The following is a 15,328-nucleotide window of genomic DNA, read 5'->3' on the forward strand; positions in this document are numbered from 1 at the left end:
AACTAGGGTTGCCCGCCGAACAGTCAGGATCAGTTTCCGCGAACTACCGAACGTCGTCGCGCAACGCTGAACCCTACGAGCACCAATCCGAGCTGCAGGAACCCGAGTCCAGCCAGTGTCGGAACGATTGTGCTCGAGCCTGTGTATGCCAGGGTAGGCAGGTCAACTACTGAGGAAGGCACCGTGGTCGGTGGCTCCTCGGGAGGAAGCGGCAGAGTAGGCAGCTCGCACACTTCGAGTGTCACTTCGCTCTGGCTGACAAGCTCCATGTCGGAACTTGCAACAGTCACGATGTAGGTGTCCCCGTTGGGAACATTCTCGATTGTGATCGTTCGAGTCGGCATGTCGGCTTCGAAGACGATCGGAGCGACACCTTCAACTGCGTCGCCGGTCGACTTCGTGACTACGGTAACCGTGTAGTTCTCTCCGATGAAGAGGTTGTCTGCCGTTACTTCAATGCTCGAATCTCCGCCAGCGGTGCACTCTACCTGCGAGCCGAGAACAGCGGGCATTTGCGGGCAAACATCCAAGTACATGTCTGCTGCGGCGGTCACACTTGGATTCGACTTGGTGTCCGTCACTACGACTCGGTAGGTGTTGTCGGGCTCAAGGCCGTCGAACGTGAACTTCTGAGCGGTACCGGAGCTGGAGTCGAGCGACTGAGCGTCGACTGCAACGTTGTCGAGCATAAGCGTGACCTTGTAGTCGCGACCAGCTGCGTAGTTGGAAACAGTCGCGGTGATCGCTGCGTCGCCTCCGGGAACAGTGCACTGCTCTGCAGCCAATTCGACCGTGGTCTCGTTGGTGGCGCAGGGCAGGAGCGTTGCGGTAGTGCTATTCGTGTATTCCGACTGCGCCGCATCCGTCACCGTAGCGGTGTAGTTGCCTTCGGCAAGACCGGTCAGAGTGGCGTCGTAACGGTCGGTCGTTGCGACGTAGTTGTTCTCAGAAAGAACCGGCTGCTGAGAACCGTCGGTGATAACGATGTTGTAAGTGCGGCCAGGAACCAAACCATCAACGGCGAACGTAATCTCGCCCGCTGCATCAGAGGAAACAACGTCACACTGCGTAGCGATCAAGGTGAGCCCGCCGATTTCACCGGGGCAAGGAAGGAACGTGTGCGTGCTGCTCTTCAGCGGTGTCGCGTCTGCTTCACGAGTATCAACGATTGTCGCGTAGTAAGTAGCTGACGGCGTTGCGGGTGAGTTGTAGACCCCGCTGGTCGCATCAGCAGTGAAGGTGTTGCTGTCTACGACTGCGTCGGAAGCGGCATTGATGATGTCGATGCGGTACTCACGGCCGATAACGAGATCGCTCACGTTGATCTTGAGTGAAGCACCTTCACCAGGCACGGTGCATTCGTTCGCGAGGATAGCGATACCAGCGGTTTCTGGGCAGGGAACCGAATGAACGGTCTTGCAGGCCACAAGCGAGCGGTTAGTCGTGTCAGTAATCGTGACGGTGTAGGTGGGGCCGGCAGCCGTTCCCTCCCAGGTGTAGCTTCCCGTGGTCTGCTTCGGCGTGTACTTGACCGTCTGGCTGTGGCCAGAAGAATCGGACAACGTTACTTCGTACGTGCGGTTCGCGACGAGATCTTTGAACTCTGCCGTGATGTCGGTTGAGCCACCGGGAACCTCACAACGAGGAGCGGTGACGCTGACGATGCTCTGCGCAACGCAGGGCTCGGACGTCTTGGTCCACGTGCGGTTCCAGCTCGTGTTAGTGGGGTTGTTCCACGCGGTTACCGAGGCGGTGAAGGTGTAAGCCTCAGTGGAGTTGGGGAAAGCGAAGAAGTGCGAACCGTTCTTGCCGAACTCAATAACCTGCTGCTTGCCACCTTCAAGTTGGAACTTGATGAGGTTCTGCTGGCCTTCGCCCGAGCCACTATCGGCGTAATAGAGGCCAGTGACAGTCACGCCTTCACACGTAACTTCGATGCTTGGCGTGTGGGCTTCGGCGGCGGAGGAGACAGAAACAACTGCCAGTCCTGAACCGACCACAAGCGCGAGAGCGACCATGGCAGATACGCCACGCATGTCTCGCAACGACCAGAGCTTGCGCTTCTGGCCAGTGGCCTTATCGAATCGGGGGCTTCGATTTGCGGCGCGCCAGCGCGCCAAAAAGTTATTCACTTCGGGTTTCGCTCTCGGGTAACGAGCGACCTGGAACTATTCGAACCAATGCGCGGGGGGCGCGTTAGCCCGGCGGGGGATTCCGGGTAGCTCTATCGGGATATGTCACACGTTCGGGGGTCAAGAATGCGACGTGCCTATTATGGGGGGTCATCGAGAATGAATGCAAGCGCGACGCGCAGAAGGAGTAGTCTGTAGACTCTCGCGTCACCCACCCGACCAGGCGAGATCATTCGAACTCATCGAGACTGTGGTCTCGAAGGGGGGAACACAGCAATGGCGACAGCAGACGTGAGCGCGCTCGAACGCGCTTTTGATGCTGCCCGCTCCACCGGTGACTTCACACTCGCACTTCACGAATTGCGCGAAGCTTGGCCGCAGGTGGTCAGCACTGCGGGTGCATCGCTACGCACCATGCTCGATTTCACCCCCGACGAGTTGTGGCACAGTGATCCCTGGCTAATCACGTGCTACGCGTCTAGTTTCCGCTCCGCAGACACTGCGAGCCGCACCACGGCACTCCCCTACTACGAGGCCGCCTTCGCCCTGCTTGCCCCTGAGACTCCCGCCTACGTGCGCGCCACCCTCTACGTGCGCTACGCGGCAGCCCTGCGATCTCTTGGCCGTCTGAATGACGCCCTGGCCGCGATCACGAGCGCGAGCGCGATCGCAGATAGCCGCGATGTCATCCCGCTCGCTCGACGCGTTCCGCTCACCGCAGAAATCGCGCTCCAACGGGGTGTGATAGCTCTTCATGGCGGCGACTTTGACCGCGCCAAGGCAGACTTCCGGTTGGCCGGGTCGCTAGCCGAAACAAACTTGAGTGTCGCTAACCAGCTTGAAGTCTTCGGATGTCTCGCCCTCATCCAGTTGCTCATGGGCGACTTTGAGCATGCCCTCAGCTACGTCGCTAGAGCCGAATCAACGGGCGCAAGCCCTGCGTTGCGCGACAGCAGATTCAACGCGCCCGCTCTGATTACCGAGCTACTGATCGGGGTAATGCAACGCGGCACAGACACGGTTGGTCCGCTCGTGAGCAGAGTGCAGGAAGCCATTCGCGAGAGTGATTGGGAAGCTCTCGGACTCTACGCGCAAGCTTTTACGGAACTCTTCGTTGGGAATGCCCACGAGGGTCTCGAAAAACTTCGTTCAGCGCTCTTTGCCCTGGATGAGTGGCAACCCGTCGGCTTCGTAGACGCCGAGATCCGCGGACTCCGCGCTGCCGCTTTTCTGCAACTCGGCGATAGCGGAGCTGCGTGGGACGTGCTTGCGACGCTCTCCCCCACCCAGCACCACACTGTGTGCCCGAGCCGGCTTGTGGCTCACCTTCGCTTCGTTACCGGCGACGCTCGAGGTGCGCTGGATGCCCTTCGCGAATGCGAGTCCATGGGAGATAATCACTCAAGTCGCACTCTCGCGGATGTGTTCCTCGTCAAGGCTGCGGCGAACCTTTCGCTCGGTGGCGAAGAACAATCGGACGTCGCTTTCGACCGCGCACTGCGCTTGGCTGCCCGCAACCGCATGCACAGCCCATTCCGCCTGATTCCGAGCGAAGTGGTTCAAGCGATGCTCACTCGTGCGTCGACACGAAGCCAACCTCTTGAAGTCGGCGCTCTCATCAAACGACTCGACGGCCTCACCGTCGTTCTTGCGCCACGCGACTCGCTCGCCCTCAGCGACCGAGAGCGCTCGATCGCCCGCGAGCTTGTACGCGGGAGTAGCTCATCAGAAATCGCGGAAACACTGTTCATTTCGGTGAATACGGTGAAATCGCACCTCAAGAGTATTTACCGAAAGCTGGGGGTGACATCGAGGGTCGAAGCGATTCACAAATCTCGCGAGCTCGGTCTTCAAGTGGATATCACCCGCGACTAACCCTCTATTCACCCTCACTGCTGTTGCTGCCTCAGTTTCACCTCGATACATTAGTGAGACCACTTCCGCTAGCCCCGTATTCTTTACGCGCCTAGCGGTCTCGTGCCGAAACATCCGCCTCCGGAACCTGATCCCTGGTGTCAACGGATTCGGCACGTTGGTGGGGCGCTCGGCTGGTTACCAGGCGCCCCACCCCCTCTCTCACCGTGTTCTCCCCCGAGCCACTTCCCAGGTTTGCACAGCGGGCTCTGCACGCGGGCGTTTGAGCGTCCCAGCAAAACGCGTACGCCAGACGCTCCTATCGCACCTCAGGCCGCCCGTGAGCGCTCCCAGAGCACTTTCCCTGCGACCGCCACCACCGCACACAAGCGTGAGGCAGTCTCCCTGTGCATCCGCGCACCAGCTGCGCACGGTGATTAACGCAGAAAGGCGCCACCCCGAAGGGTGACGCCTTTCTGGCAAGTAAGTCTCTAACGAGACTCGAACCTAGTTAAAGGATTCGACTACTTAAGGGTTACGGTTGCGCCGGCTGCTTCAAGAGCAGCCTTTGCCTTCTCAGCGGTCTCTTTGTTTGCACCCTCGAGTACAGCCTTGGGAGCGCCGTCAACGACTGCCTTCGCCTCTCCGAGACCGAGGCTCGTGAGTGCGCGCACCTCCTTGATAACCTGGATCTTCTTCTCGCCAGCAGCTTCGAGGATGACGTCGAAGGAATCCTTCTCTTCAACCTCTTCAGCAGCAGCAGCAGGTGCAGCAGCAGCAGCAACCGGAGCAGCAGCGGTAACTTCGAAGACCTCTTCGAACTTCTTAACGAAGTCGCTGAGCTCGATGAGGGTCAGTTCCTTGAAGGCCTCGATGAGGTCGTCGCTTGACATTTTCGCCATGATTTTCTCCTATATTTCTTAAGCTAATTAACCCGCGCGTTACTGCGCGGAATCCTGCTTCTCGCGCAGCGCGTCGACCGTGCGAACGGCCTGAGCGAGCGGTGCGTTGAACAGATACGCGGCGCCGAACAGTGAAGCCTTGGCTGCTCCAGCAAACTTCGCAAGGAGCACCTCCCGACTTTCCAGTGCGGCCAGCTTGGTGACCTCTTCAGCGGTGAGCGCGTTACCGTCAAAGTAACCACCCTTCACCACGAGAAGAGGGTTTGCCTTGGCAAAGTCACGCATAGCCTTCGCAACGGCGACAGGGTCTCCGTGTACGAATGCGATTGCAGACGGACCAACGAGCTCTTCGTCGAACGACGAAATGCCTGCTGCGTTAGCTGCAATCTTTGTCAGCGTGTTCTTCACCACGGCGTATGTTGCGTGCTCACTGATTGACTTGCGCAGCGTCTTGAGCTGGGCAACAGTGAGTCCGCGATACTCGGTTAGCAGAACGGCGGTCGAGTTGCGGAAAAGATCCGTAAGCTCGGCGACCGATGCTTCCTTGTTCGCCATGGTGCTCCCTACTGGTTGATGTGTGTCTGCCTCAGAGCCGCATAAAAATATCGGAGGAGTTCGGGGCTCTTAAACGAAAAAGCTCCGGCCCTTCTGCACTAACGCAGAGGCACGGAGCTGAGTTGCGACCAGAGTTGATCGAAAAACTACTTCATACACCTGCGCTGGCCTTCGTTTTCACGAACTTCGATCGCATACATTTTCATGCACGCTAACGACCTGCGGTCTTTGGCTTCCGTAAGAGTACGTGATTGAGGGCCTGGCTGCAACTCGGCTGCCGGGCGCTCCTGCGACAGCCCCCGCCGCATCCAACTAGGTTGTCGCTGCTATTGGCAGCTCGACGCGGAACACGGTACTACCCGGCTCGCTTGAGACGGAACTCGTTCCCCCCAGCGACTCGACAACTGCCGCGACAATGGCCAGACCGAGCCCTGTGCTGCCGGCAGCGCGCGAGCGAGAACTATCGCCTCGCACAAAACGCTCAAAGACCTTCGCTTGCAACTCATCCGCAATACCGGGGCCCGTGTCACGAACCTCGATGATGGCGCGATCGCCCTCCGTAGAGAGGCTCGCGATTACGCTCGTGCCTGCCGGAGTGTGGATTCGTGCATTGGCGAGAAGGTTGGCGACAACCTGGTGAAGTCGGGCGCTATCGCCGTTGACGACGACCGCGTCATCCGGAAGCTGCAACTCCCACTCATGGTCGGGGCCGGCGACGGCAGCATCCCCCACGGCCTCAATGAGGAGCTGGGAGACATCTACAGCACGGTGTTCGACCGGAGCTGACTCGTCGAGTCGCGCCAGAAGAAGAAGGCTCTCAACCAGCCCCGTCATCCGCACGGATTCAGCCTCAATGCGCCCAATAGCGTGCGCGACGTCGGTAGGAATTTCATGGCCGCCGCGCCTCGTCAGTTCGGCATAACCACGGATCGACGCGAGGGGCGTGCGCAGTTCATGGCTGGCATCGGCAACGAAGGAGCGCACTTTGTCTTCACTTGCTTGACGAGCGGTGAGAGCGGATGCCACGTGCTCGAGTAAGCGATTGAGGGCCGAGCCCATCTGGCCGACCTCCGTGCGCGGGTCGGCGTCATCGAGCGAGACTCTCTCGGCGAGCGCCACGGCTCCCCGGTCGAGTTGGAGCTCAGACACCCGTGTTGCGGTGCTCGCCACGCGCTCAAGGGGTCGTAGGGCGAAGCGGACGGCGATCGCTCCGGCAATAGCCGCTACAGCGATCGCGAGCACGCCAATTCCCACGACGAGAATCGTCAGTTGGAGAACAGTCGCTTGAACATCCGAGAGCGGCAGGCCCACGATGAGAGAGTCGCCCGTCACGGGATCGCTCGACATGATCATTCGGTAGTCACCGAGGTCGCCGCCCAGAGAGACGGTGATGGGTTCGTTGATCTGTTCGAGGCTGGCAAGGGTGTCGAGCTGTTCACTGGTGAGCGACGATGCGCCACCCGTATCGCCCAGAACTCCCGCGATTATCTCCCCCGAACTGGTCGCCAGCCCGGCAATAGTTCCTGCACTCTGGCCAGGAAGGGCCAAGAAGTCGCGGGCGGGCGGGCGCTGGCCATTGTCGAATTGGCTGCCTTCGAGGGCGCCTTGTGAGCGACTCGATGCCGACAAGAGCTGGTCATCGAGGCGACCAACGAGAAAGCCCTGCAACGAGAGCACGCTCACGACACCGATAAGAATTGCGGCGAGCGCAATGAGCGCAGCGCTGCCCAGAACGAGTCGTTTGCGCAGGCTCAGGGGAGGCCGCCCGGTGCGGGGCGCTTTCACTTCGCGCGGGCGAATCATTCGGGCGCTCGCAACATGTAACCCACACCGCGCACGGTTTGGATCATGGGCGGGCCAAGAACATCCACCTTTTTACGCAGGTAGGAGATGTAAATCTCTACAACACTGGCCTTGCCGCCGAAGTCGTAGCTCCAGACGCGGTCAAGAATTTGGGCGCGGCTGAGTACACGGCGCGGGTTACGCATGAGGTACCGCAGGAGTTCAAACTCGGTAGCGGTGAGCTCAACAGGAGTACCGGCACGGCTCACTTCGTAGGTGCTCTCGTCGAGCATGAGGTCGCCGACCTCGATGATCGGGTTCGACTCCCCCGCGATGGCGAGCGCTGAACGACGCAACAGCGCCCGCAGTCGCGCCACCAGCTCTTCCAAACTGAAAGGCTTCGTGACGTAGTCGTCGCCGCCCACGGTGAGGCCCGCGATCCGGTCGTCTACGGAGTCTTTGGCGGTCAAGAAAAGAATGGGGGTTTGGACGCCATCCGCCCGCAATCGCGACAGCACTGATAGCCCGTCGAGCCCCGGCAACATGATGTCGAGCACGACGATGTCTGGCTTAAACTCGCGGATGGTCGAGAGAGCCGAGGGGCCGTCGGACGCGAGCCGCACATCCCACCCTTCGTAGCGCAGAGCCATGGAGAGAAGGTCGGTGAGCGAATCCTCATCATCGACCACGACCGCACGAATAGCGGTTCCATCGGCGCGGCTAAGTCGCGGTTGCGCCTGAACCGCGGGGAGGTGGTGTGACTGGGTCATGGGTCTAGTTATTCGGAGTTTCCTATGAATTTTCTGAAGGCGGATGCTCGGCGTACTGCTTTTCAAGAATATTGGAGTCTCTAGGAGGATTCACAGGATCGCCATAGTGCGCTGATAGACACCGTTCCTATCGTTACCTCGACCACCTGCATCACCGCGCATCACCTGAGGAGACCCATGTTCGGAACGTATCTGTATCGAGAGCTCAGCAATCGACGCAAACAAACAGCAATCATCGCCGCTGGAATGGCATTGGCGATTGCGCTCGTCATGATTGTTAACGGCGTCGCAGCAGGAGTGCGCGACGCCCAAGCGACCGTGCTCGCCTCGGTATACGGCGTCGGCACCGACATCACCGTTACACAAGAACCCATTCAGCCCGGCGGGGGCGAAGAGGGTGCGCCGCAAGAAGGTCCACGCTTTGAGTTCGGAGCCGAAGACGGCGATACCGCCAATGGCACGACGGCGCTCAGCCAGTCCAGCCTCACCAGCGGCATTGGCAGCTCCACTTTCGACGCGGATGCTCTCACCACAGCCCTCAGCCTCGACTCCGTTGCCGCAGCCACCGCCACCCTGGCGCTCTCCAACGTGAGTTTCAGCGGTGAAGTTGCTGCGCCCACCACAACGGACACTGGCGAAACCGCACCCGGCGAAGGAACCCAACAGGGTGGCCGCGGCGGTCCCGATGGAGCTGGCGGAAGCGCCTTCAACGTCGACACCTTCACCGTGACCGGAATCGATGTAGCGGGCGAAAGCGTCGGCCCACTCACCTCCGTCGAGCTCGTAGACGGCCGCGCCTTCGAGTCGAGCGACAGCGACGCCAACGTCGTGATTCTCGACACGAGCTACGCCACCACGAGCTCACTCACCGTCGGCGACAGCCTGGAGATCGGTGGGGAAGAATTCGAAGTAATCGGAACCGTCACTTCAACCTCCGCTGACGCGACTACGGCATCCAACACCTACATTCCGCTCGACACCGCCCAGCGCGTTGCCGACTTGGAGAACCAGATTTCGACCGTGTACGTTCAGGCCGCAAGCTCCACTGACATCGCCGCCGTTCAAACAGCACTGCAAACGGAACTGCCGGATGCTTCGGTGAAGACCCAGGAAGATCTCGCCTCGAGCGTTTCCGGCTCGCTCTCTACCGCGTCTGACCTTGTCGGAAAGCTCGGTACGTGGCTCTCGATCATCGTCTTGGCTGCCGCGTTCCTCATCTCGGTACTGCTCACCACCTCTGGTGTTGCTCGCCGCACCCGCGAGTTCGGAACGCTGAAGGCCATCGGTTGGAGTAACGGCGCTGTCGTTCGTCAGGTCGCTGGCGAGTCGCTTGTGCAAGGTGCCATCGGTGGAGTGATCGGTGTTGCGATCGGACTCCTCGGCATCCTCGCCATTAATATCGCTGCTCCGGTGCTCAGCGCGAGCGCTACCGCGACCGCGACCACGGGCCAAGGTGCTGGCGCGGGTGGCGGAGGCGGAGGCAACCGCTTTGGTGACGCTGCAACCACCGCCGCGGCGACAACCGACATCGCTCTACAGATTCCCGTGACCTTCGGCATCATCGGCATCGCCGTTGCTCTCGCCATTCTCGGCGGACTCATTGCCGGTGCGTTCGGCGGATGGCGTGCAGCACGACTGCGCCCCGCTGAAGCTCTCCGCAGCGTCGCCTAACCCCTGAACCCCATAGACCTCAAGGAGACTTTTAATGTATGAACTCAGCGAACTCACCAAAAAATACGAAACGAAACGCGGCCCGATTAGTGCTCTGAACAAGGTGACCTTGAGCATCCCCACCGGGCAAATGGTCGCTATCCAGGGCCCAACCGGAGGCGGCAAGTCGACCCTGCTACAAATGCTCGGAGCTCTCGAGCGCCCCACGAGCGGCACCGTAACCCTCGGCGGAGAGGAGCTCTCCGCGATGCCAGACTCACGACTGGCAGAAATTCGCGCCCGCACTATTGGGTTCGTCTTTCAGGGCTTCAATCTCATCCCGACACTCACGGCGCAGGAGAATGTGGAGACTGCGCTCGCGCCTCTCGGACTGTCGAATTCCGACCGTCGCCTTCGTGCTCGCGCTGCTCTAGAAAAGGTGGGATTGGGCGAACGCCTAACTCACCACCCCGCCGAGCTTTCGGGCGGGCAACAGCAGCGTGTCGCGATCGCCCGAGCACTCGTGAAGGAACCCAAGGTTCTGTTGGCAGACGAGCCGACCGGAAACCTTGACGAGCAAACTCGCGACGAGATCATGGAGCTTCTCGAAGGACTGTGGCGGGATGAGGGGCTGACGCTCATCATCGTGACCCACGACTCCGCGGTCGCGAAGCGTGCCGAGCGTCGGTTGTACTTGAAGCACGGTTCGGTAACCGAAAAGAAATAGAAGCACCCCATCCCTCGGACGGGCGGCGCGTGTTCGCTAGCGCGTCGCCCCAGGAATGAGGCAGCGATCGCCACGAGCCCGCAGGCCGAGAGTGACAGCACGGGCACCGATATAGCCGAGACCGAACGCACACCACAGGGCCACGATCGCGGACACCGACGTGAGGTCGGCGACATCGACCCACCACAGCAACGGCACATACACGGCGAGGTTGATAAGGCCACTGAGTGCCAGATAGCGCGCATCTCCAGCGCCGATCAGCACGCCATCGAGCACAAATACGAATCCGGCAATCGGGATGCCGAGGGCAAGCACCGGCAGAAGCGCCGCCAGGCCACTGCGCACTTCTGGGTCAGAACTAAACGCGAACCCGATCCACGGTGACGACAGAAGCACCACTACTCCAAGGACGATGCCGCTGCCGATTCCCAGTTCGATGAGACGCCGCGTGATCGCACGCGCACGCGGAAGATCGCTGGCCCCCAGCTCTTTGCCGATCATCGCTTGACCGGCAATAGCGAGCGCATCGAGCACAAAGGCAAGCGTCGCAAAGATCGTGAGCGCAATTTGCACCGTCGCCAGCTCAGGCACCCCGAAACTCGTGGCGACCGCAATCGTCGCGAGCATTGCTGCGCGCAAGGATGCGGTGCGCAGCAGAAGCCACGCTCCCGCGTGACCGGCCAACAGCATCCCGGTGACGTGCGGTCGCAACCGGGCGCTCTCCCGACGAGCGAGCGTGACAAGCATCACGAGGTAGGCGGCAGCCATGCCCCAACTTGCGACGACCGTGCCGATGGCTGAGCCGGCAACGCCCCAGCCGAAACCGTAAATGAAGAGTGCATTCAACAGGGCATTGGAAACGAACCCGGCAACGGCAACCACGAGCGGGGTGCGCGTATCCTGCAGGCCCCGCAGTAAACCAGATGCCGCAAAAGTAATGAGCATCGCTGGCAAGCCCAAGATCGAGATTGACAGGTATTCGGTGGCGTAACCCACGACACTGGCATCTGGGTTGAAGAGGCTAATCAGCCAGGGAGTGGTGGGGATGCCGACCGCCACAAGCACGACCCCGAGTGCGATCGCCAGCCACACGCCATCTACGCCCGCCGCGACCGCCCGTGCCCTATTGCCGACCCCCAACCAACGAGCAACCGCGGGAGTGGTGGAATAGGCCAGAAATATCAATAGTCCGACTGCCGTCTGCAGCACAGCGCTTGCGACACTCAACCCACCGAGCTGCGCGCTGCCGAGGTGCCCCACGAGAGCTGTATCGGTCAGCAGGAAGATCGGTTCGGCAACTAGTGCGCCCAGCGCCGGAACGGCGAGGCGGCGGATGTCGCGATCAAGCGGAGAGTGCAGCAATCCCACGATTGTCTAGTCTGCTGAGCTATCGCTCGTGTGCGTACCTGCAGACGCCGCGGGCTTCTTGGGTGTTGGTTTCTTCCTCGCGGGCTTTTTCGCAGCAGGCTTTTTCGTCGCGGCTGTCTTCGGTGCGGGCTTTTTCGCAGCAGGCTTTTTCGGTGCGGGCTTTTTCGCAGCGGGCTTTTTCGGTGCGGGCTTTTTCGCAGCAGGTGTCTTCGGTGCAGGGGTGGTCGCCGTCGTTGTCTTCGGCGACGCTGTGGAGGCGCGCTTCTTGGCTGCTGGCCGAGCAGCGGCGGATTTCGACGCAGTCGCCGTGGCGGATTTCGCAGTGGTTTTCGGTGCAGTTTTCGCCGCCGCCTTGGGCGCCGCCTTGGGCGCCGCCTTGGGTGCAGTTTTCGGCGCCGCCGTGGGTATCGGTGGCGTGGACGCTTTCGTTGTTGTCTTCGCGGGAGTCTTCGTCACCGCAGCAGTGGCGGACTTCGCAGCGGCCGGACGCGGCGTTGTGGCTTTCCCGGCGGGCTTTGTGGCTGCCGCTTTTTTGGCTGGAGCTCTTTTCGCAGAGGTTCGCTTAGCGGCGGGCTTTGCCGGGGCGGCAATTTTTGCTGGGGCGGTTGTCGCGGGTACTGCTTTCGCTGCAGCGGCAATCTCAACTTCGTCGTCAGCCTCGGTTGCCGTGCCGGCTTTATCAGCCGAGGTAGTTGCGCCCTCAGCATCGTCGTTCTCTTCCGCTGCGCCATCTTCAACAGCGCGACGCTCACGGCGCTCGCGTACTTGGCCAACCACCGTGGGAACAAGCAGCACCATCAGCACCACAAGAATCGTGGTGGCGATCAGTACTACGGACTGCACTGAGCCTTGGTCAGGCTGCGGATCTTCTTCGACAACTTCAATGAGGCGGGTCGACACGATGGGCTGGTACGCCTCAAGCGTCATCTCGCCTGCTACTTCGCTAGAACCACGCACGAGAGGCGTGATCGTGCCATCGATGAGACTGAACCACGCACCCGTCTCAGGCTCCTGCACGAGAGTGGCGTCGTCGTCAACGTCATCCAGCGCGAGAGCAATGCCTGGATTACGGATGAAATCGATCATTTCAGGTTCAACAGTCGCCGGATCGATGCCGATCATGGCTACGCCGACCGGTTCTTCCCCGATCGTCACCGGAACCATCCACCGATTCACATACTGGACCGGAGTCTCTGTCGGTTGACCCGAGTGATAGTCGTTCGACCACAAGAACACGCGATCAATCGCACCAAGCTCAATGCCATCCGTGAAGTCGAGGCCGCTGCCACGCTGGTCTTGGCCAAAGAACTCTCCAAGTTCCAGAAGGAGTCCATCATCGTCGTTTGCAAACGAGGTGACGTCAGGCGGCGTCGAACCAACAGACGCCGAGGCCCCCGCGACCGGAACCAACGCCATGACTGCCACGATTGCTGCCGCAGCTACCCCAATCCACCGACTGCGAAAACTCGAAGTTGGCGCTGTGTCGGGGTGCATGGCTCGCATGGGCCTAGTCTGCCAGTTCGTACTGGCATTACAGGTCCAGACGCGGAGTAAGTGATCACAGAGCAGCGAGAATCCCCGTTTCTCTGTAGGGCGCGCACGCAATGCCACCAGCAGGAGAGACAATGGGGTGTGACTATGCAACCGGAACTCGATCTTTGGGAACCGGTTGCGCCCAATCATCGCCATCGCATCGTTGCTCACTCTGAGGATCGCGTCGCGTGGCTTCGTGCCCGCAGTCGCGGCGTGACAGCAACGGATGCCGCCCGCCTGGCCACAGAACAATCCTTACGTGCTGTGGTGGAGAGCAAGCTGCTCGGCTCCGGTTTCAGCGGCAATGCGTTTACCGATCACGGTCGCGCTCGGGAACCCGAAATCGCTCGCTGGGTGCTCGGTGCGCACGGCATCCAGTCAAGTTCGGCGCTTTATCACGCCCACGATCAGCCTCTGCATTTAGCAACCCCCGACGGCGTCTCGGTGCTTGATGGGTCGCTCGTGCTTTCGGAGATCAAAACGACCGCTAAAGCGTGGCGCACCATTCCCCGCTCGTATCTTCGTCAGGTGTGGTGGCAGCAGTATGTGCTGGGCGCTGACCGCACGCTCGTGGTGTGGGAACAACATACTGATTTTGTCCCTGTGCATTCTGAGCCGAAGTGCCAGTGGGTTGAGCGCGACGAAGATCAGATCCACACTCTGGTGGGTTTGGCTGATCGACTGCTCGATCTCATGCGCGCGTCGTAGACCCTGAGCACCACAGCGCAACTACGAGCGGATAGTCCGAGAAAGCGCGCGTGCGGCGATCACGGTTCCGAGAATGATGAGCCATGCAATCGCAATCGTCGTGGCTACAAACTCAAGCCGGCTGCCGAGCACGACCTGAAAACGGAACAGGGAAAAGAGCCCACCGGTTCCGGCTATTACCGCGACCGCCACAGCGGTGATGAGCGACATGCGCGCCAGCACGCGGTGTTCCCTCGCGAACGAGGTTTGGATCATCGCCCAGCATGCTGCGGCAAAGGCGATAACTGCCGCTAGCGTGTGCGTGAAATCTTGCCAAGTGAAACTAGGCCCGTAGGGCAACGGGCACCCTGAGGTGCACGTCACTTGGGAGGCGATCAGGAAGAATCCGCACCCCACCCAGAGAGACAACGCTGGCGAACCGAAGGACAGCAGCGGCGGCCACGCGCGCACCCGACGCGCACTCCACGCAACTGCCGACCCACCAACCACGATGAGCAGCAGTGCGACTTCGAAAGCGGCCGCGGTCGGTTCGCCCTCCGCCCCCAACTCGCTGACATACAGCTCACGCGGAACCATGAGCCGCGAGGCCCAAATTACGACAAGCGCAATACCGACAGCAACGCTGCCTACGACGGCAGAAAATCCCTCAATAGCTGCAGAAGAAACGCGCTGCGGCGCAACAGTCGTCATCGGGTTAGTGGGCGGCAAGGGGTTCGTTGAGCGAAAGTTGACGCACAAAGTCGTCTTCCCAGCGGTCTCCGACGAGAAACTTTTTGGTTCCTGCGAGCTCGAAGCCCATCTTTTCGTAGAAACGATTGGCGCGGGCATTCTCCTGATTCACGCCCAACCACATCCCAGCGAAACCTTGATCGCGCGCCCACGCAATTCCTGAACCGATCAACGCGGGCGCGACACCGGCGCCATGAAAGAGGCCGAGAACGTAGCACTTGCTGAGCTCTACCGTGGGGTGAAGAGTAAGCACCTGGGCGACATCCGGATCACTGGGCTCGGCAGTAGAAAATAGCGCGTAGCCGGCGGGCTGGCCATCTACCTCGGCCAGAAGCACCTCGCGGGCAGGGTCAGTGAGATAGTGACGGAATGCTGACACCGAAAGGGCTTCTGCGATGTACGACGCGATCGAATCGAGTGTTGTGCTGGCAGGGCACGCCAACGGAAACGTCTGGCGAGCGATCTCGTGGAGCAACTCGGCGTCACTCTCGATAGCGCGGCGAACAGTGGTGGTCACGACAGGGCTCCCTACGGCGGATACCGACCAGCATATTCCCTCCAGCAGGATGCCCGGGAATGCAAAAAACGGGGGCCGGCACAAGCCGACCCCCGTTCATT

At 60.6% G+C, this 15,328-nt stretch carries 13 protein-coding genes; 4 read left to right on the forward strand and 9 right to left on the reverse strand.

The genetic code is table 11. The features are described 5' to 3' along the window. Nucleotides 1-29: 29 nt before the first annotated feature. A complete protein-coding gene (locus I6E74_RS12220) occupies nt 30-2,132 on the reverse strand; it encodes an RTX toxin (protein WP_197126060.1) in 2,103 nt (700 codons plus the stop codon). Nucleotides 2,133-2,408: 276 nt separating this feature from the next. Here I6E74_RS12220 and I6E74_RS12225 point away from each other — a divergent pair, with 276 nt between their 5' ends. Continuing rightward, nucleotides 2,409-4,007: a helix-turn-helix transcriptional regulator gene (locus I6E74_RS12225; RefSeq protein ID WP_197126062.1), complete on the forward strand. Its 1,599-nt coding sequence runs from the start codon at nt 2,409-2,411 to the stop codon at nt 4,005-4,007. A gap of 503 nt (nt 4,008-4,510) precedes the next feature. Here the strand turns inward: I6E74_RS12225 and rplL are convergent. The 4 genes from rplL to I6E74_RS12245 form a co-directional block, all read right to left on the reverse strand. After that, nucleotides 4,511-4,888, reverse strand: a complete 378-nt coding sequence (gene rplL / locus I6E74_RS12230) for a 50S ribosomal protein L7/L12 (protein ID WP_197126064.1) — start codon at nt 4,886-4,888, stop codon at nt 4,511-4,513. Between the two features lie 39 nt (nt 4,889-4,927). After that, nucleotides 4,928-5,443 carry a 50S ribosomal protein L10 gene (gene rplJ, locus I6E74_RS12235; RefSeq protein ID WP_197126066.1) on the reverse strand — a complete coding sequence of 172 codons (516 nt, stop codon included), beginning with the start codon at nt 5,441-5,443 and terminating at the stop codon, nt 4,928-4,930. Nucleotides 5,444-5,755: 312 nt separating this feature from the next. Beyond that, the gene (locus I6E74_RS12240) at nt 5,756-7,246 is read right to left on the reverse strand and encodes a cell wall metabolism sensor histidine kinase WalK (protein WP_197126069.1); all 1,491 of its coding nucleotides are present in this window, start codon (nt 7,244-7,246) and stop codon (nt 5,756-5,758) included. Next, nucleotides 7,243-7,995: a response regulator transcription factor gene (locus I6E74_RS12245; RefSeq protein WP_197126071.1), complete on the reverse strand. Its 753-nt coding sequence runs from the start codon at nt 7,993-7,995 to the stop codon at nt 7,243-7,245. Before I6E74_RS12245 ends, I6E74_RS12240 begins: the two co-directional genes overlap by 4 nt. Nucleotides 7,996-8,172: 177 nt before the next feature. Between I6E74_RS12245 and I6E74_RS12250 the strand changes: the two genes are divergently transcribed. Beyond that, nucleotides 8,173-9,666 carry an ABC transporter permease gene (locus I6E74_RS12250; RefSeq protein WP_197126074.1) on the forward strand — a complete coding sequence of 498 codons (1,494 nt, stop codon included), beginning with the start codon at nt 8,173-8,175 and terminating at the stop codon, nt 9,664-9,666. Between the two features lie 34 nt (nt 9,667-9,700). Further along, nucleotides 9,701-10,372 (forward strand): ABC transporter ATP-binding protein, encoded by a 672-nt coding sequence (locus tag I6E74_RS12255; protein ID WP_197126076.1) that lies wholly within the window; start codon nt 9,701-9,703, stop codon nt 10,370-10,372. Between the two features lie 36 nt (nt 10,373-10,408). On the opposite strand, the gene I6E74_RS12260 is transcribed toward I6E74_RS12255, so the two are convergent. After that, a complete protein-coding gene (locus I6E74_RS12260; protein ID WP_197126077.1) occupies nt 10,409-11,740 on the reverse strand; it encodes an MATE family efflux transporter in 1,332 nt (443 codons plus the stop codon). A gap of 6 nt (nt 11,741-11,746) precedes the next feature. Continuing rightward, the gene (locus tag I6E74_RS14660; protein WP_197126078.1) at nt 11,747-13,243 is read right to left on the reverse strand and encodes a hypothetical protein; all 1,497 of its coding nucleotides are present in this window, start codon (nt 13,241-13,243) and stop codon (nt 11,747-11,749) included. Between the two features lie 135 nt (nt 13,244-13,378). Between I6E74_RS14660 and I6E74_RS12270 the strand changes: the two genes are divergently transcribed. Further along, complete coding sequence (locus tag I6E74_RS12270; RefSeq protein WP_197126403.1) at nt 13,379-13,981, forward strand: YqaJ viral recombinase family protein; 603 nt, start codon at nt 13,379-13,381, stop codon at nt 13,979-13,981. A gap of 21 nt (nt 13,982-14,002) precedes the next feature. Here the strand turns inward: I6E74_RS12270 and I6E74_RS12275 are convergent, their stop codons facing one another. Together I6E74_RS12275 and I6E74_RS12280 are read right to left on the reverse strand one after the other, a co-directional pair. After that, entirely contained in the window at nt 14,003-14,671 is a 669-nt protein-coding gene (locus I6E74_RS12275; RefSeq protein ID WP_197126079.1) for a DUF998 domain-containing protein, read from the reverse strand. 4 nt (nt 14,672-14,675) lie between these two features. Next, nucleotides 14,676-15,227 carry a GNAT family N-acetyltransferase gene (locus I6E74_RS12280; RefSeq protein ID WP_197126080.1) on the reverse strand — a complete coding sequence of 184 codons (552 nt, stop codon included), beginning with the start codon at nt 15,225-15,227 and terminating at the stop codon, nt 14,676-14,678. Nucleotides 15,228-15,328 lie beyond the last annotated feature (101 nt).

This window comes from Salinibacterium sp. SWN139 (genome assembly GCF_015864625.1).
Classification (GTDB): Bacteria; Actinomycetota; Actinomycetes; order Actinomycetales; family Microbacteriaceae; genus Rhodoglobus.

Coding starts and splice junctions, on each gene's coding strand:
- I6E74_RS12245 (WP_197126071.1), bottom strand. CDS start 7,995: ATGACCCAGTCACACCACCTCCCCGCGGTTCAGGCGCAACCGCGACTT.
- rplL (WP_197126064.1), bottom strand. CDS start 4,888: ATGGCGAAAATGTCAAGCGACGACCTCATCGAGGCCTTCAAGGAACTG.
- I6E74_RS12270 (WP_197126403.1), top strand. CDS start 13,379: ATGCAACCGGAACTCGATCTTTGGGAACCGGTTGCGCCCAATCATCGC.
- I6E74_RS12240 (WP_197126069.1), bottom strand. CDS start 7,246: ATGATTCGCCCGCGCGAAGTGAAAGCGCCCCGCACCGGGCGGCCTCCC.
- rplJ (WP_197126066.1), bottom strand. CDS start 5,443: ATGGCGAACAAGGAAGCATCGGTCGCCGAGCTTACGGATCTTTTCCGC.
- I6E74_RS14660 (WP_197126078.1), bottom strand. CDS start 13,243: ATGCGAGCCATGCACCCCGACACAGCGCCAACTTCGAGTTTTCGCAGT.
- I6E74_RS12255 (WP_197126076.1), top strand. CDS start 9,701: ATGTATGAACTCAGCGAACTCACCAAAAAATACGAAACGAAACGCGGC.
- I6E74_RS12275 (WP_197126079.1), bottom strand. CDS start 14,671: ATGACGACTGTTGCGCCGCAGCGCGTTTCTTCTGCAGCTATTGAGGGA.
- I6E74_RS12250 (WP_197126074.1), top strand. CDS start 8,173: ATGTTCGGAACGTATCTGTATCGAGAGCTCAGCAATCGACGCAAACAA.
- I6E74_RS12225 (WP_197126062.1), top strand. CDS start 2,409: ATGGCGACAGCAGACGTGAGCGCGCTCGAACGCGCTTTTGATGCTGCC.